Here is a 16,863-nt window from a genome sequence, read left to right as displayed (position 1 = left end):
ATTTGCGATCGAATCGCGGCTTAGTGGTGCGGCGTATCCTCGATCACCGGCAGCGTTTCGAACTGGTGGAACGGCGGCGGGCTGGACAGCGTCCATTCCAGCGTCGTGGCGCCTTCGCCCCAGTAGTTCGGCGCGGCCTTCTTGCCGGCCAGGAAGGCGTAGGCGATGTTGATGAAGAAGATCACCAGCGACACGGCCATGACCATGTAGCCGATCGTGGCGATGTGGTTCCAGTATTCGAACGCCGGCGCATAATCGGGATAGCGGCGCGGCATGCCCTGCACACCCAGGAAGTGCATCGGGAAGAAGATCAGGTTCACCCCGACGAAGAACACCCAGAACTGCAGATGGCTGAGGAATTCCGAGTGCATCCGGCCGCTCATCTTGGGGAACCAGTAGAAGAACCCGGCGAAGAGCGAAGTCACCGCACCCAGCGACAGCACGTAGTGGAAGTGCGCAACGACGTAATAGCCGTCCTGCAGGTTATCGTCGATGCCACCGTTGGCGAGGACCACGCCGGTCACGCCGCCCACGGTGAACAGGAAGATGAACCCGATGGCCCAGACCATGGGCGACTTGAACTCGATCGAACCGCCCCACATCGTGGCGATCCACGAGAAGATCTTGATGCCGGTGGGCACCGCGATCACCATCGTGGCGGCGGTGAAATACATCTTCGTGTTCACGTCGAGCCCGGTGGTGTACATGTGGTGGGCCCACACGATGAAGCCGACCAGGCCGATGGCGACCATGGCGTAGGCCATGCCGAGGTAGCCGAACACCGGCTTGCGCGAGAAGGTGGAGATGATCTGGCTGACGATGCCGAAGCCCGGCAGGATCATGATGTAGACTTCGGGGTGGCCGAAGAACCAGAACAGGTGCTGGTAGAGCACCGGATCACCACCGCCGGCCGGATCGAAGAACGTGGTGCCGAAGTTGCGATCGGTGAGCAGCATGGTAATGGCCGCGGCCAGCACCGGCAGCGCCAGCAGCAGCAGGAACGCGGTGACCAGCACCGACCACACGAACAGCGGCATCTTGTGCAGCGTCATGCCCGGTGCGCGCATGTTGAAGATGGTGGTGATGAAGTTCACCGCACCCAGGATCGAGCCGGCGCCTGAAAGGTGCAGCGAGAAGATCGCGAAGTCCACCGCCGGGCCGACCGAGCCGGACGTGGAAAGCGGCGCATAGACCGTCCACCCGGTACCGGCGCCATGGCCGGTGCCGCCCGGCACGAAGGGCGAGATCATCAGCGAGCAGAAGCCCGAGAAGGTCAGCCAGAACGAGATGTTGTTCATGCGCGGGAAGGCCATATCGGGCGCGCCGATCATGATCGGCACGAACCAGTTGCCAAAGCCGCCGATGATCGCGGGCATGACCATGAAGAACACCATGATCAGGCCGTGGGCCGTGATCAGCACGTTCCACATGTGCAAGGTCTGGTTGAAATCGGCGCCATCACCGCCGACGAAGCGGGTCCAGAACGCCAGGTACTGGATACCGGGATGCGCAAGTTCGGCGCGCATGATGCCCGAGATCGCGCCGCCGATGACACCGGCGAAGATCGCGAAGATCAGGTAGAGCGTGCCGATGTCCTTGTGATTGGTGGACATGAACCAGCGCGCGAAGAAGCTGGGCTTGTGATCGTGTTCATGCGCATGATCATGATGCGCATCGAAGCTTTCATGATCGGCGGGAATGGTGGCCATGACGGGCGATCCTCTTTCCGATTGTCGTTCAGGCAGCAGGCGCTGCAGGCGCTGCGCCCACGGTGCCGCCCTGGCTCTTGATCCAGGAGTCGAACTGCGGCTTGGTCACCGCTTCGACCACGATCGGCATATAGCCGTGGCGGGCGCCGCACAGTTCCGAACACTGGCCGTAATAGACGCCGGGCTTGTTGATCATCAGCACCTTTTCATTGATGCGGCCTGGCACGGCGTCGAGCTTGAACCACAGCGAGGGCACCGCGAACGAGTGGATCACGTCAGACCCGGTGGTCTGGAGGCGAATCGGCACGCCAGCAGGCACGACCATGCGGTTGTCGGCGGCAAGCTGCGGCTGTTCGCCCCGCTTGATCGCCTCGGCCGGCGGCAGCATGTTGGAAATCACCTCGAACCCGCCGTTGTCGGGATAAGTATAGCCCCAATACCACTGGTAGCCGGTGACCTTCACGGTCAACGCGCCCTTGGGCGCCGGTTCGTACTGGTGGGCCAAGAGGCGAATCGAGGGCACCGCGATCACCACCAGGATCAGCACCGGAACCAGCGTCCAGATCACTTCGATCACGGTGTTGTGGCTGGTCTTGGAAGCGACCGGATTCTTGCGGCGGTTGAACTTGGCCATCACCGCGATCAGCAGGAACAGCACCAGCAGCACGATGGCCGTGATCACCGGCATCAGCACGTAATCGTGCATTTTCAATGCTTCCTGACCAATCGGCGAATATTGGTCCTGGAACGTCCAGCCACCGGGAACCGGTTGCCCCTTGCCCGCAACCGGCTTGGCCGGGACATAGGTGGCCGCAGCCAGCGCCAACGAAGGCGCGGCAGCCGCCGCAGTTGCTGCAATGCCTGCCACGAGATGACCGGCGGTCCGAAACGCTGTGCCCGCATGGCGGACGAATTCGATTGGACTCATCGTCGCTTGTTCCGCTCTTCCCCGCGTACACGCCGGTTTCGAGGTCCGCGTGCACTGATTGTAATTCCCTCGATTGAACCGGGCTATACGCGGCCTTGTCGCGCCCCACAAGTTGCGACCTTCACCATGGCGGCAGGAAAGGATTGCCCCTTTGGCCAAGATGCCGCTTTGACGCGGGCCAATGGGCGAAAAATCCTTGCCCGCCGCCGCGCCAGCGCCCATGGCAGGCCGCAAACACCAGCAAGCCCCCCAACACCCCGGGCGGGCGATCGTGCAGGACCAGCGAACGACAGCCATGCAGGACGAAGACATCCTTTCCGAATTCCGCGCGTGCCAGGCGCTGCTTGAAGGGCATTTCCTGCTCTCTTCGGGACGCCGCAGTGCCTATTATCTTCAGTGCGCACGCGTGTTGATGGACCCGATGCGCGCCTCGCGCCTGGCCAGTGCCCTGGCCGCCAAGCTGCCGCGCGACTTGCGCCAGCAGATTGCCAAGGTGGTTTCCCCCGCGATGGGCGGCGTGATCATCGGCCACGAGATGGGCCGCGCGCTGGGCGTGGAAGCGGTGTTTGTGGAGCGGCCCACCGGCACGTTCGAACTGCGCCGCGGCTTTTCGCTCAATCCGGGCGAAAAGGTGCTGATGGTGGAAGACGTGGTGACCACCGGCCTTTCGAGCCGCGAGGCGATCAAGGCCGTGGAAGAAGCCGGCGGCGTGGTGATCGCCGAGGCGGCGCTGGTCGATCGGTCGGCCGGCGCGGTGGACCTGGGTGTGCCGTTCTATCCGCTCGTCTCGCTCAACTTCCCCACTTATGCCCCGGACGAGATCCCGGCCGAACTGGCCGCCCTGCCGGCGATCAAGCCCGGCAGCCGCGCGCAACCCTGAAGGCACGACCCAAGGACAGGAGACGGTGGCAGTGAGCGAGTTGTTCACGCCGGCCCGGCTGAGGCTGGGGGTTAACATCGATCACGTGGCGACGATCCGCAATGCGCGCGGCGGGGATCATCCCGACCCGGTGCGCGCGGCCGAAATCGTGGCGGCCGTGGGCGGCGACGGGATCACTGCGCACTTGCGCGAAGACCGGCGCCACATCCGCGACGAAGATCTGGCCCGCATCCAGGCCGCGACCAACCTGCCACTGAACCTGGAGATGGCCGCCACCGACGAAATGCTGGCGATCGCGCTGCGCCACAAGCCGCACGCCTGCTGCATCGTGCCGGAGCGGCGCGAGGAACGCACCACCGAAGGCGGGCTTGATGCCGCCGGGCAGCACAACCGCCTTGCCCCGATCGTAGCGCGCCTGCGCGACGCCGGCATCCGCGTCAGCCTGTTTATCGCGCCCGAAGCGCGGCAGATCGAAGCGGCGATGAAACTGGGCGCGCCGGTGGTGGAACTGCACACCGGCGAATATGCCCATGCGCAAGGGGAAGCCCGCGCGGCGGAATTGAAGCGCCTGGCCGACATGGCCGCGCTGGCCGCCAAGAACGGTATCGAGCCCCACGCCGGCCATGGCCTGACCTATGACAACGTGCAGCCCGTCGCCGCGATTCCCCAAGTGGCCGAACTCAACATCGGCCACTACCTGATCGGCGAGGCGATCTTCGTGGGACTTGACGCAGCGGTGCGCCGCATGCGCAGTCTGATGGACGAAGTGCGCTGATGCCAGCGCGCGCATCGGAGGAGCACCCCGCGTGATCATCGGCCTGGGTTCCGACTTGTGCAACATCGAACGCATCCAGCACTCGCTGGAACGGTTTGGCGATCGCTTCGTGGAACGGGTGTTCACACCCACGGAACAAGCCAAGGCCGCGCGGCGCCCCTACACCCGCGCGGGAACCCTGGCCAAGCGGTTTGCTGCCAAGGAAGCCTATTCCAAGGCCGTCGGCACAGGCTTCAAGGCCGGCGTGTTCATGAAGGACATCGGCGTGGTCAATGCGCCGTCGGGTGCCCCCACCCTGGCGTTGACCGGTGGCGCTGCCGCACGCCTCGCTGCCATCACCCCGCCCGGCCACAAGGCCGTGGTGCACCTGACGATGACCGACGACCATCCCTGGGCGCAGGCGTTCGTGGTGATCGAGGCGGTTCCGGCATGAGCGACGGCGTGACCGGCATCCCGCCCGAACAGGCCCAGGCCCGCACCGGGCGTGTCAACTGGTGGGAGGAACTGCGCGGCCTGGTCGGCATGCTGCTGGCCGTGCTGGTGTTCCACAGCCTGCTGGCCAAGCCGTTCTACATCCCCTCGATGTCGATGATGCCCAATCTGCTGGTCGGTGACAGGCTGGTGGTGTCCAAGTATCCCTATGGCTGGTCGTGGGTTTCGCCCTCGTTCCACGTGCTGCCACGCTCGGCCACGCGGCTGTTTCCGGCAACGCCGCAATATGGCGATATCGTCATCGTGGTCCCGCGCGGCAGCAACGAGGACTATATCAAGCGCGTGGTGGCGCTGCCGGGCGATCGCATCGCGGTGGTCCACGGGCAGATCGTGCTGAACGGCCGCGCCGTGCCGCAAGCGGTCGAAGCCCCGCTCGATCTGCCGGTCGACGCCAACGACCCATGCGATCCGGCCGATTTTCCCGGCCTGCGCTTTCGCGACGCCATGGGCCACGATTTCTGCGAATTGCCGATCCTGCGCGAAACCCTGCCCAATGGCGCAACCTATCGCATCATCGACCACAAGCAGCAGCCGCTGGACGATTATGCCGAAGTAACGGTGCCGGCCGGCCACGTCTTTCTGATGGGCGACAACCGCGATCATTCCGCCGACAGCCGCGAGCCGCTGGCGCTCAAGGGACTGGGCGGGCCCGTGCCGCTGGCCGACGTGGGCGGCCGCGCCGAATTCGTCACCGTTTCGCTGGATGGCAGCGAGACCTGGAACCCGTTGACGTGGTGGCATGCCTTGCGCCACGGCCGCAGTGGGACGACACTGCGCCCCGAACGGGGGCCGGAACGGGATGCGCCAACGCCCGTTCCCGCTTCCTGACGTCTCTTAGCAAGGTAGCTTGCCACCGATGCCCGACACTGCCCATTCCGCCGCCGCGCAACCAGCTATGACACCGGGGGTACAGACCAAGGCCCACGCCCCCGGCCCCACCGACATCGCCGATCGCACCGTCCGCCAGGAAGCCAAGAAGGCCTTCGTGTGGATCGGCATCGCGGCCCTGGTGGTTCTGGCGGTGTTCCTGGCGCAACCGCTGCTGGTCATTTTCGGCGGCGTGGTGTTCGCATCGCTGATCGAAGGCGGACAGCGCCTGCTGGGCCGCATCCTGCCCGGCCCGCGCGCCTTGCGCATCGCCCTGGTGCTGGTGGCGGCGGTCGGTTTCCTGGTGTGGCTGGGCTATTTCGCCGGCAACCAGATCGCCGCGCAGGCTGCGCAGTTCCCCCATATCGTGGAAGGGCAGGCCCAGCGCACGCTGAGCTGGCTGCACGGCCATGGCATCAACGTGGGCCAGGCCGACGTTTCGAAGATTGCCGAACAGGTGATCGGCGGCGTGGGCCCGGTCACCCAGGCGCTGGGCGGGATTTTCGGCGGTTTCACCACGTTTTTCCTGATCGTGATCCTGGGCATCTATTTCGTGCTGGAGCCCGACATCTATCGACGCGGCTTTGCCTGGCTGTTTCCGCTGGAAAGCCGCCCGCATTTCCAGGTGACGCTGCAGCGCATGGGCAAGTCGTTGCGCATGCTGCTGTTCGGGCGGATGATCGGGATGTTCACCGAAGGTCTGGCCACCTGGGTGCTGCTGGCGGTCTATGGCGTGCCGATGTCCGCGCTGCTCGGCATCCTCACCGGCCTCCTGGTGTTCCTGCCCAATATCGGCGCGCCGCTTTCCGGGTTGCTGATGGTGCTGGTGGGCTTCTCGGGCGGCACCGACATGGGCATCTATTGCATCATCGTCTACCTGGTGGTGCAGACGGTGGACGGCAACATCATCGTGCCCATGGTGGCGAAGAAGACGGCAGACTTGGCACCGGCGATGGTGCTGGGCGCGCAGCTCATTTTCGGCGTCCTGTTCGGTATCCTGGGGCTGGCCCTGGCCGATCCGATCGTGGCGATGATCAAGATCGCATTGGAACGCCAGGCGGAGCGCAACGACGGGGAGCGCACGCAACCGGACGGCGAAACCACCACGCACGACGGCACTGCGCTTTCGACATGACGGTATAATGATCAAGCGGGTAATCCAGGCCGGCGCGTTGTTCGTGGCGCTGGCCTTGCTGTGCCTTGGCGTGCTGAGCCAATGTTCCGCGCAGATTTCACGCTATGCCTTTGCGCCAACCCACGGGTTCGAACCCGGTGCACCGCTGCCGCCGCGCGCCTATGACGACGCCGCGATGTGGATCGCGCGGCCGGGATTGGCCCGCGATCCCGCGCAATGGCTGCCCCCCGGCATGATCCATGGCGTGACCGGCGATGCGGCGGTGTTCTTCGTCCATCCGACCAGCTACCTCAGCCGCAACCACTGGAACGCCCCGCTGACAGACGCGGATTCACGCCGCCGTGCCGAAGTGCTGGTTGCGGCAACTGCCAGCGCGTTCAACAGCGTGGGCCCGGTCTGGGTGCCACGCTATCGCCAGGCCGCCTTCGGGGCATTTCTCACCGAAGGGGCAGAGCGGCAGCGCGCGATGGACCTTGCCTATGGCGACGTGCGCGCGGCCTTTGCTACATTCCTGACAACGCTGCCGCCCGAGACGCCGATCGTGCTGGCCGGGCACAGCCAGGGGGCCTGGATCGTGGCCCGCCTGCTGCGTGACATGGTGCGGGGCAAGCCGCTGGCCCGCCGCATAGTGGCCGCCTATGCCATCGGCTGGCCGATCGTCGCGTCGCGTGCCGCTGCCGAAACCGGCTTGCCACCCTGCAGCGCGCCCGATCAGGCCGGATGCCTGGCGGGCTGGATCAGCTTTGCCGAACCGGCCGATCCAAGGCTGCTGATCCAGGCCTATCACCCCTGGCCCGAAACCGGCGCGGCAACCCAGCCGGCCGATGCGCCGCTGCTTTGCGTCAATCCCCTGACCGGCACCCAGGGGGGCGCGGCGCCACGCAGCGCCAACCGCGGCACGCTGCTGCCCGATGAGAACGACGACGAGACCGAACGGGCGGGACCTTTGGTGCCGGCCCTGGTGCCGGCGCACTGCAGCGCGCAAGGCATTCTGCTGATCGGGTCGCCGCCTGAAATCGGCCTGTTCGTGCTGCCCGGCAACAACTATCACGTCTACGATATCCCGCTGTTCTGGGCCAATCTGCGCGCGGACGCCTTGCGTCGCAGCGCCGCGTGGCACCAGAAGCGGGATGGAGGAACCCGATGATCACGCAAAGCACTGCCGATTTTCGCGCCGCCCTGCCGATGGGCGGGGTGCTGATGGGTCTTGATCCCGGCACCAAGACGATCGGCGTGGCGCTGTGCGATACCGGCTGGCGCTTTGCCACGGCGGGGCAAACCGTGATCCGCCGCAAGTTTGCGCAGGACAAGGCCGCGCTCACCGCCATCGTCGCCGAACGCAGCGTGAAAGGCCTGGTCATCGGCCTGCCGCTCAACATGGATGGCAGCGATGGGCCGCGCAGCCAATCCGCCCGCGCCATGGCCCGCAATCTGGCTGACCTCAACCTGCCGGTCCTGATGTGGGACGAACGCTGGTCTACCCAGGCCGCCGAACGCGCGATGATCGAGCAGGATTTCAGCCGGGCCAAGCGCGCCCAGCGCATCGATTCGCATGCCGCCGCGCTGATTCTCCAGGCCGCGATCGACGCCCTGGCCGGCGGCGTCCTGTAATTTAAGCATTCGGTTGAACACTGCCCCGCGATGCGGCAAGGAACAGTGATGGCAGACGATCAACCCCCAACCTGGCGCAACGAAGGCCCGTTCGATCCGGCCCGTGCCGGCCAGTTGCTGGGGCGGATGGGCCACGGCGGATTCCTGGGCATGCGCTATGGCAATCATGGCCCCGACTGGTTCGAGGCGGAACTGCCGTGGCGCGAGGACCTGGTGGGCGCAGGCAACACCGGCGTGCTGGCTTCGGGCCCGATCATCAGCCTGTTCGACAATTGCACGGCGATGGCGATCTGGACACGGCGCGGACGCTACGTGCCCCATGTGACGCTGGACTTGCGCATCGATTACGTGCGCGCCGCCGTGCCGGGGCGCAGCGTGATCGCGCGGGCCGAATGCTATCAGTTGCGCGGGGACCTGGCCTTTGCGCGGGCGTTGGCCCACGATGGCGACATCGCCGATCCGCTGGCCCATGCCGCGGCGATATTCATGGTGCTGGGGGAAAGCGAATGAGCGATCGCCCGGCCTTCATCCTGCCTCCCTTTGCGCTGGCGATGGGCATGGCGCTGTCCGCCGACGACGATGGCAATCCGATCGTCACGATGCAGTTCGGCAGCCATTCCGAAGGGCGTCCGGGTTTCCTGCACGGCGGCGCCATCGGCGGCCTGCTGGAAATGGCCGGCTTTGCCGCGCTTGCCACCGATCACGCCCGCCGCGGGGTGGAGCAGCGGATGAAGCCGATCAACATCTCGATCGAATATCTGCGCGCCGGCCTGCCCCGCCCGATCCACGCGATGGGACAAGTGCTGCGCGCCGGGCGCCGCGTGGCCAATGTGCGTGTGGAAGCCTGGCAGGCTGACCGCGCCACGCCCATCGCCAGTTGCTGGATGAATTTCCACCTCTCGGCGCCCAAGGCCTGATCAGCCGGGCAAGCGCAGTTCCACGGTCAGCCCCTCGGGCAGGGCCGCGCCGGGCGGCAGGCGCTGCGCATCGGCGCGGGCGCGGGCCAGCAGCGCTGCGGGCACATCGGAAGCGGCGACAACCGCGTCGGCCATGCCGAGCAGGCGCGCCTCGCGCAAGGTAAGGTCTTCGGGATCGGCGCTGCGCAGCGCGATCACGTGATGGCCGGTCGCGCCGCCACGTGCTCCGCTCAGCCAGGCCTCTACCGCGCCCGCCGGCTGCGCCACCATGGGATCGAGCGCCCCGCCCTCGCCCAGTGCCAGGTCGAGCGCGCGGCGCCGTTCCGCACCATCGGGAAAGCGCGCGCGCAAGCCTTCGCGCGCAGCAAACAGCGCATCGGCCAGCGCGCCCAGGCCCTGGGGCAGCAGCCGCTCCAGCCGCAGGCGGATATGCTTGGCCAGGCCCGCCGAAGCGCCCGCCGTGCCCACGGCGATCACCACCGGGCTGCGATCGACCAGCGACGGCGTGGTAAAATCGCACAGCGCCGGGCGATCCACCACGTTGACCAGCAGGCCCGCCCCCCGCGCGCGCAGCGCGTCGGCCATGCAGGCATCGGCGCTGTCGTGGGCAATGAAGGCCAGCCGCGCGCCGATGTCGATGCCGTGGGCCAGATCGTCGATCACCTGCCCGCCGGCCCGCTCCACCAGCCGGGCCTTGGCCTGCGCTGCCTCCCCATGGCCCAGCACGATCACCGGCTGCCCGGCGATGCGGTGGAACAGGGGGAGAGCAGGCAGGCTCATCGCGTCAGGCCAGCCATTCCGGCACGCGCTCGGCGGCCAGGATCGTGGCGGGCTCGATGCGGTCGGCCACCACTGCCCACTTGTCGCCATCGACCATCACTTCGGGCACCAAGGGCCGTGAGTTGTAGGTGTTGGCCATCGTCGCGCCATAAGCGCCGGCGGTGCGGAACACGGCAAGGTCGCCCCGCGCCACCTTGTCGATCGTGCGGCCCATGGCAAAGGTATCGCTCGATTCGCAGATCGGGCCGACGATGTTGGCCTCCATCGTCTCGCCACCGGGCGAAACGGAGGCGAAATCGTGCCAGGCATCATAGAGGGCCGGACGCGCCAGATCGTTCATCGCGGCATCGACCACCACCCATGGGGCGCCCACGCCTTCCTTCACGCGCACCACGCGCGTCATCAGCACGCCGGTGTTGCCGGTGATCACCCGGCCGGGCTCGAACATCGCGGTAATGTCCCAGCCTTGCGTCACGCGGGCGACCATCGCGGCGTATTCCTCCGGCTGGGGGAATACTTCGCCGGCCTTGTAGGGCACGCCCACGCCGCCACCGAAATCGATATGCGTGACGGCATGGCCAGCCTGGCGGATCGCGCGCATCAGGTCGCCGATCTTGGTAAAGGCGGCTTCCAGCGGATCGAGCCGCGAAAGCTGGCTGCCGATGTGCAGCGCCAGGCCGCGCATCGCCAGGCCCGGCGTGGCGGCCAGGCGCGCATAGATCGCGCCCGCGCGGTCATAAGGCACGCCGAACTTGTTTTCCGCCTTGCCGGTGGAAATCTTGCCATGGGTGCCCGCGTCCACATCGGGGTTCACCCGCAGCGCGCATTGCGCGGTCTTGCCCAGGGCCACGGCGATTTCGGCCAGCTCCAGGCCTTCTTCTTCGCTTTCCAGGTTGAACTGGCCGATCCCGGCCTCCAGCGCGCGGGCGAGTTCCGCGTGTGTCTTGCCCACGCCCGAAAACACGATGCCATCGGCCGGCATTCCCGCCGCCAGCGCGCGTTCCATTTCCCCACCCGAAACCACATCGGCGCCATAGCCTTCGGCGGCCAGAACCTTGAGCACGGCAAGGTTGGGGTTGGACTTGACCGCAAAGGCCAGCTTCACCCGCGGCAGCACGGCCAGGGCATCGCGAAACACGCGGGCATGGCGCGTCAGCGTGGCGCGGGAATAGACATAGAGCGGGGTGCCCACCGCTTCGGCCAGCGTGGGCAGGGCAATATCCTCGGCGTGCAGCACGCCGTTCAACGTGTGAAAGTGGTCCATCGGAACTCTCGAAACAGATTTTTGAAAACGCTTATTCTTCGGGCGGCAGATCGAACGGGTCGTCCTCGCGCTCTTGCGAGCGGCTGCGCAACTCCACGTTGCGATCGGGCTTGGCCTGGATCGGCGCTTTCAAAAGCTCGTCCGCCCCGCGGCTCTGCGCACGCCCATAGGGCGCCGGCGGCAGGCCATGCCCCGGCGTGGGTTTCAGCTCGCGTTTGTTGCCGCAGCCGGCAAGCGCCAGCGCGGCTACACCAACGAGCAGGAACCCAACGGCTTTCGGGGCAGCGGGACGGATCAAGCGATTACTCCTCTATACCCAGTGCTTCGCGCGCCTGGGCCACGCGCTTCCTTACCTCGGCGGGGGCAGTTCCGCCATGGCTGCTACGCGCCGCCACCGACGCTTCGACCGAAAGCGCGGCATAGACGCGTTGGTCGATACGCGCATCGATGGCTTTCAGATCCTCGAGCGGCAACTGGTCGAGCGCGATGCCCCGGCTTTCAGCGAGCTTCACCGCGCTGCCGGTGATGTGGTGCGCCTCGCGGAACGGGATATTGGCCTGGCGGACCAGCCAATCGGCCAGGTCTGTCGCCGTGGCATAGCCGAGTTCGGCCGCGCCGCGCATCCGCTCGGTGCGGAACTTGGCCTCGGCCACCATGCCGGCCATCGCCGCGATCGACAGGGCCAGCAGGCTGGCCGCCTCGAACACCGGCGGCTTGTCGTCCTGCATGTCCTTGGAATAGGCCAGCGGCAGGCCCTTCATGGTGATCATCAGGGCCGTGAGGCAGCCCACGATCCGCCCCGAATGGCCGCGCACCAGTTCGGCAGCATCGGGATTCTTCTTCTGCGGCATGATCGAGCTGCCGGTGGAAAGGCTGTCGGGCAGCGTGACGAAGCCGAACGGCTGGCTGGCCCAGATGATGAATTCCTCGGCCAGGCGCGAAAGGTGCAGCGCGCATTGCGCGGCGGCCATCAGGTAATCGAGTGCGAAATCGCGATCGGACACCGAATCGAGGCTGTTGTCGGTCGGCCCGTCGAAACCCAGCGCCTGCGCGGTGCGAAACCGGTCGATGGGGAAGCCGGTGCCGGCCAGCGCCGCCGCGCCCAGCGGCGAACGGTTCATGCGCGCGCGCGCATCGGCAAAGCGCGAGCGATCGCGCGCGATCATCTCGTAATAGGCCATCAGGTGATGGCCCAGCGTCACCGGCTGCGCGGTTTGCAGGTGGGTGAAGCCGGGCATGATGCTGGCCGCATGTTCGCCCGCGCGCGTGACCAGCGCGGTTTGCAGCGCCAGCAGGCCCGAATCGACCTGATCGATGGCATCGCGCACCCACAGGCGGAAATCGGTGGCCACCTGGTCGTTGCGGCTGCGCGCGGTGTGCAGGCGGCCTGCCGCCGGGCCGATCAGTTCGGCCAGCCGGCTTTCGGTGGTCATGTGGATGTCTTCCAGGTCCCAGTTCTCGGGCACCCCATTGGCTTCGTATTCGGCGGCCACCTGGTCCAGGCCGCCCGCGATCAGGCGCGCATCATCCTCGGCCACGATGCCTTGCGTGGCCAACATGTCCACATGGGCCTTTGACGCGGCGATGTCTTGGCGCCACAGCGCCTTGTCGAAGGGAATCGAGGCGTTAATCTCGCGCATGATGGCCGAAGGGCCGGCGGCGAAACGCCCGCCCCACATCTGGTTGGAGCCTGAATTGCCGCTCATGTCCGCTCGTCCGCCCTATGTGCCGTTGATCCTGGGTGCGCTGGCCGCAGCCACGCTTGGCGGCTGCGATAGGCAAGCAAGCCCGCCGGCGCAACCGTCGAGCGCCGCTGCCGCACCCGCAGGTGGCGCGAACGCCGCCGCTGGCAAGATCGACAGCAGCCACAAGGGCGCTGCCATGCCCGCCTTTGCGCTGACCGGGCCCGATGGCACCAAGGTTTCGTCAAAGGATCTGGCCGGCAAGCCGGTGCTGGTGAACCTCTGGGCCACCTGGTGCGGCCCCTGCGTGGTGGAAATGCCCACGCTCGACAAGCTAGCCGCCGGCGGCCTGCGCGTGCTGACCGTGTCGCAGGACAGCGCGGGCCAGGCCGACAAGGTCAAGGGCTTCAAGGCCGAGCATGGCCTGGCCCACGTGCAGATGCTGCTCGATCCCGACAACGACCTGTCGTTCCACTACAACACCGGCGTGCTGCCCACCACCGTGGTCTATGACGCGCAAGGCAAGGAAGTGGGGCGCGTGGTCGGCGCGTTCGACTGGACCGGGCCCGAGGCTGCGGCCCTGATCAAGGCCGCCTCCTGATCCACCAGCGCCACACCCCGGTGACATAGAGCGCCACGGGCACCAGCCCCGCCAGCACGACGGCCAGCCGCAGGGGCAGCCCGGCGGCCGAGCCATCGTGCAGCGGATGCAGCCACTTGAGCCAGATGTCCAAGGCCCCGCCCCGCGCCACGTCTGCCGTGGCCAGCACGGCGCCGCTGTGGCGATCGACCATGACCCAGCTATGCGGAAAGCGGGGCGAAGGATCGGCGGGCTGGGCCAGGCGCAAGCGATAGGCGCCCTGCCCGCGCCCGGGCAATTCCACCCACACTGCGCGGGCACCAGGCAGGGCCGCCTGTGCCACCGCCACCGCGCGCGAGACCGGAATGTCGCGCCCCGGCGCGGCATCCGCAGGCTGGACCGGCGCCTTTTGCGCCTGGCCCAGCATGGGTGACAGAACGCTGTCGGTTTCCTGCGGCAGGGCCAGCATCACGCCGGTCAACGTCAGCAGCAGCAATAGCGGCGCGCCCGCCAGGCCCGCCAGTTTGTGCCAGTCGTAAAGCCGGCGCACCGGGGCGGCCCCGGCCTTGAAACGCAAGGCCTTGGCCCAGCCGCCCCTTGGCCACCAGGCCCAGATGCCACTGGCCAGCAGCATCGCCAGGGCCAGCCCCGCCCAGCCAAAGATCGTGCCGCCCAAGGGCCCAAGCTTCAGGCAATAATGCAGGTCATAAATCCAGGTCATGCCCCCGTCGCCCCAGAATTCGGCGCGCAGCACCCGGCCGCCATCGGGGGAAAGCCAGGCCATCAACGGGGCATGGCCCGCGCCCGCACGCTCGGCCGGATGGTAATAGCGCGCGGGGATCGCGCCATCCCGGCCGGTCAGTTCCAGCCGCCACGGACCGTCCCGCTGTGGAAACGTGGCGTGCAGGGTAACCGCTGCCCGGTCCCAATCGGCCGGCCCGGCATGGCCCGCCACCTGCACGGCCGGGTGCAGGGCGCGGTCGATCTCCACATAGAAGACCAGCAGCGCCCCGGTCACCCCGGCCAGCACCATCAGCGCCCCCAGCGACAGACCCAGCCACAGGTGCACGCGCCGCACCCATGCGCGCCGGCTTATGGTACGGCGCGCCATGGTCAGAAACGCACGCGGGCGCTGGCGGTTACGCCCAGGCCCTCGGCCGGGCTGTGCGCGCTGGGCGAACGGCTCTGGCTGGTGGTTATGCTCGAATCGTACCAGACATATTCGTAAGCCCGATCGAACAGGTTCTTGCCCGTCAGCGCCAGTTCCAGCTTCTCCAGCCTTTCCAGCGGGCGAAACGCCACTTCGGTATTGAACACGGCGTATTGGCCGAACTTGCCCACCGCCGGGTCGTTGGCCGTGGTCAGCCAATAGCTCGATTGGCCATTGCCCCAGACCGAAACGCGCCAGCGCGGCGAGGGCGTCAGGTCCACCCCGCCCGACCACAACCAGTGCGGCACGTGGTCGATCTCGTGCCCTACATACGTGGGGGTTGCCGGATCGGCCACGCGGATGCGCGAGGTTTGCCAGGACAGCGCGCCCCAGGCGGAAACGCCCGCCACCGGCCTGACGTTCACCTGCACGTCCACCCCGCGCCGCCGCGTGGCGCCCACGTTTTCGCTGTCGCCCAGCGGATCGTTGAGCTTGCGCTTGATCTCGCCGCTGGCATCCTGCAGCCACAGCGCCACGCGCGCTTCCACCCCTGCCACCGGGCGCAGCTTTACGCCGGCTTCCCAGCCTTCGTTGATCGAAGGCGCCAGGTCGGTGGTGCGCGGCGGGATCAGATAGGCACCCGATCCCACCCCGATCTGAAAGCTCTTGCCATAGTTGCCATAGAGCGTGACCTGGCTGACCGGGGTGATCGCCACTTGCAGCTTGGGCTGGCTGATGCTGCCGTAATCGTTGATCGGCGCCGTGGTGCCGGCCAGCCGGTTGTGGAACGTGCCGCCCACCCAATCGAGCCGCCAGCCCGGGCTGATCGTCAGCCAGGGCGCCGGCTCCAGCCGAACCTGGGCATAGACGCCGCCGATGTTGGTGGTGAAGGCCTGGTCGCGCGTTTGCGTGGTCACCACCCGCGCCACGGTGTTGTAGCGCAGCGAGACATTGTCCTGCCACTGCATGTCGCCGCCCACTTCGGCCATGACCGGAACGCCGGCCACGCGCGCATGCCAATGCAGCGCCGCGCTGGCGCCGTAATGGTCTTCGTCGGTCATCCGCCGTTGCTGCGATGTGGTGGCGGAAAACTTGACATAGCGATCGTCGCGCAGGCGGTTGGCATAGGCCTTGGCGGTAAAATCGACCGTGTCGCCCAGGCTTGCATCCAGGTGCAGGCTGCCCTGCGCCACGGTGCGCGTGTCGCCATCGGTGCGGTTGTAGGCATTGGTCATCCGCGGGTTGGCGGCGGCGTTTTCCAAGGTCAGATAGCCCGGCTCGTCGGCCGTGCCGCGATACCAGCGCGCGATCGCGCCGATGCGCACATCCTCGCTCGGCCGGAAGAACCACTTGCCCGCCAGCGTGCCCCGCGTCAGGCCGCCATGATCGCGCCACCCGCCGGCCTGGCGCCAGGCCGCCAGGTAGTTCTGGCTGAACCGGCCCTTTTCGATTCCCGCCACGGACTGCGCTTCATAGGTATCGAAGCTGCCGCCCGAAACCTTGCCTTCCAGATAGTTGCCGCCGATCCGCGTCTGGATATTGGCGCTGCCGGCAATGGCATGCACGCCATAGCGCGGATCGGAAGTGCCGCGCACCACTTCGATCCCGGCGATATCGAGCGGAAAGACCGCATCGATATAGGGCATGTTGCCATCGTTGCTGTTGGCCGGCACACCATCGATCAGCAGCTTGACCGCGTTGATCTCGCCCTCGCCATTGAAACCGCGAAAGCTGAACTTGCCGCTGGTGGTGCCCTGGTTGAAATTGGTGAGCATCACGCCGGGCAGGCGGCCGACCAGTTCCCAGGCATAGTTGACGTTGGCCCGCTGCGCCACGTCGCCGCCCATGCGGTCGATGGACGTCAGGACGTTCTGCGACGAGGCGGCCATCGATCGCGCCGACACCACGATCTGCTCCCCGATCGAAAAACCGGTATCGACACCGTTGGCTTTCTCTGCAGCAGCCGGCGCTGGCTCTGCCGCCCGCGCGGGCATGGCGAAAACAAGCGCGCAGGCAAGCGCGCTTCCCGAAATACGCATTGTGATAATCCCCTGTCCGGCGCCTGGCGCCGGCCTGAACCTTGGTCATGCCGC

Annotated in this window: 18 protein-coding genes; 10 read left to right on the top strand and 8 right to left on the bottom strand. The window is 66.9% G+C overall.

Features of this window, described 5'->3' with window-relative positions; genetic code table 11:
• Positions 1-20: 20 nt before the first annotated feature.
• Together ctaD and coxB are read right to left on the bottom strand one after the other, a co-directional pair.
• On the bottom strand, positions 21-1,709 hold the full coding sequence (gene ctaD / locus R9J51_RS05520) for a cytochrome c oxidase subunit I (protein WP_168556062.1): 1,689 nt from the start codon (positions 1,707-1,709) through the stop codon (positions 21-23).
• 28 nt (positions 1,710-1,737) lie between these two features.
• Entirely contained in the window at positions 1,738-2,637 is a 900-nt protein-coding gene (coxB, locus tag R9J51_RS05515) for a cytochrome c oxidase subunit II (RefSeq protein WP_168556061.1), read from the bottom strand.
• 295 nt (positions 2,638-2,932) lie between these two features.
• On the opposite strand from coxB, the gene pyrE reads away from it, so the two are divergent.
• From pyrE to R9J51_RS05470, 9 genes are read left to right on the top strand one after another with little or no spacing between them, the layout of a single operon-like run.
• A complete protein-coding gene (pyrE, locus tag R9J51_RS05510) occupies positions 2,933-3,517 on the top strand; it encodes an orotate phosphoribosyltransferase (RefSeq protein ID WP_168556131.1) in 585 nt (194 codons plus the stop codon).
• 31 nt (positions 3,518-3,548) lie between these two features.
• Positions 3,549-4,292 carry a pyridoxine 5'-phosphate synthase gene (locus R9J51_RS05505; protein WP_168556060.1) on the top strand — a complete coding sequence of 248 codons (744 nt, stop codon included), beginning with the start codon at positions 3,549-3,551 and terminating at the stop codon, positions 4,290-4,292.
• A 31-nt stretch (positions 4,293-4,323) separates the two neighbouring features.
• Positions 4,324-4,725: a holo-ACP synthase gene (gene acpS, locus R9J51_RS05500; RefSeq protein ID WP_168556059.1), complete on the top strand. Its 402-nt coding sequence runs from the start codon at positions 4,324-4,326 to the stop codon at positions 4,723-4,725.
• On the top strand, positions 4,722-5,612 hold the full coding sequence (lepB, locus tag R9J51_RS05495) for a signal peptidase I (protein ID WP_168556058.1): 891 nt from the start codon (positions 4,722-4,724) through the stop codon (positions 5,610-5,612). The genes acpS and lepB overlap by 4 nt, the downstream gene beginning before the upstream one ends.
• Before the next feature lie 28 nt (positions 5,613-5,640).
• Positions 5,641-6,786 carry an AI-2E family transporter gene (locus tag R9J51_RS05490; RefSeq protein WP_432787876.1) on the top strand — a complete coding sequence of 382 codons (1,146 nt, stop codon included), beginning with the start codon at positions 5,641-5,643 and terminating at the stop codon, positions 6,784-6,786.
• Positions 6,787-6,793: 7 nt separating this feature from the next.
• Positions 6,794-7,933, top strand: coding sequence for a DUF3089 domain-containing protein (locus tag R9J51_RS05485; protein ID WP_179506068.1), 1,140 nt, complete (start codon positions 6,794-6,796; stop codon positions 7,931-7,933).
• Positions 7,930-8,397, top strand: coding sequence for a Holliday junction resolvase RuvX (ruvX, locus tag R9J51_RS05480; protein WP_168556056.1), 468 nt, complete (start codon positions 7,930-7,932; stop codon positions 8,395-8,397). The genes R9J51_RS05485 and ruvX overlap by 4 nt, the downstream gene beginning before the upstream one ends.
• Positions 8,398-8,445: 48 nt before the next feature.
• Positions 8,446-8,907, top strand: coding sequence for a PaaI family thioesterase (locus R9J51_RS05475; RefSeq protein ID WP_179506067.1), 462 nt, complete (start codon positions 8,446-8,448; stop codon positions 8,905-8,907).
• Positions 8,904-9,314, top strand: coding sequence for a PaaI family thioesterase (locus R9J51_RS05470; protein WP_168556054.1), 411 nt, complete (start codon positions 8,904-8,906; stop codon positions 9,312-9,314). The genes R9J51_RS05475 and R9J51_RS05470 overlap by 4 nt, the downstream gene beginning before the upstream one ends.
• On the opposite strand, the gene R9J51_RS05465 is transcribed toward R9J51_RS05470, so the two are convergent.
• Genes R9J51_RS05465 through argH form a run of 4 tightly spaced genes read right to left on the bottom strand, consistent with a single transcriptional unit; the run spans position 9,315 to position 13,037 of the window.
• Positions 9,315-10,094, bottom strand: a complete 780-nt coding sequence (locus R9J51_RS05465) for a precorrin-2 dehydrogenase/sirohydrochlorin ferrochelatase family protein (protein WP_179506066.1) — start codon at positions 10,092-10,094, stop codon at positions 9,315-9,317. It lies immediately after the preceding gene.
• Positions 10,095-10,098: 4 nt separating this feature from the next.
• Positions 10,099-11,358 carry a diaminopimelate decarboxylase gene (lysA, locus tag R9J51_RS05460; protein WP_179506065.1) on the bottom strand — a complete coding sequence of 420 codons (1,260 nt, stop codon included), beginning with the start codon at positions 11,356-11,358 and terminating at the stop codon, positions 10,099-10,101.
• A 31-nt stretch (positions 11,359-11,389) separates the two neighbouring features.
• Complete coding sequence (locus R9J51_RS05455) at positions 11,390-11,656, bottom strand: hypothetical protein (RefSeq protein WP_168556051.1); 267 nt, start codon at positions 11,654-11,656, stop codon at positions 11,390-11,392.
• Positions 11,657-11,660: 4 nt separating this feature from the next.
• Complete coding sequence (gene argH, locus R9J51_RS05450; protein WP_179506671.1) at positions 11,661-13,037, bottom strand: argininosuccinate lyase; 1,377 nt, start codon at positions 13,035-13,037, stop codon at positions 11,661-11,663.
• 25 nt (positions 13,038-13,062) lie between these two features.
• Between argH and R9J51_RS05445 the strand changes: the two genes are divergently transcribed.
• Positions 13,063-13,641, top strand: coding sequence for a TlpA family protein disulfide reductase (locus R9J51_RS05445; protein WP_246866083.1), 579 nt, complete (start codon positions 13,063-13,065; stop codon positions 13,639-13,641).
• Here the strand turns inward: R9J51_RS05445 and R9J51_RS05440 are convergent.
• Positions 13,625-14,689 (bottom strand): PepSY-associated TM helix domain-containing protein, encoded by a 1,065-nt coding sequence (locus tag R9J51_RS05440; RefSeq protein ID WP_432787875.1) that lies wholly within the window; start codon positions 14,687-14,689, stop codon positions 13,625-13,627. The two genes, R9J51_RS05445 and R9J51_RS05440, sit on opposite strands and share 17 nt — an antisense overlap.
• 44 nt (positions 14,690-14,733) lie before the next feature.
• A complete protein-coding gene (locus tag R9J51_RS05435; protein ID WP_218843539.1) occupies positions 14,734-16,809 on the bottom strand; it encodes a TonB-dependent receptor domain-containing protein in 2,076 nt (691 codons plus the stop codon).
• Between the last annotated feature and the right edge of the window lie 54 nt (positions 16,810-16,863).

Source organism: Novosphingobium rhizosphaerae, from assembly GCF_050920675.1.
Taxonomy (GTDB): domain Bacteria; phylum Pseudomonadota; class Alphaproteobacteria; order Sphingomonadales; family Sphingomonadaceae; genus Novosphingobium; species Novosphingobium rhizosphaerae.
Note: the sequence above shows the minus strand (reverse complement) of the source record. Positions and strands in the feature narration are given on the sequence as shown.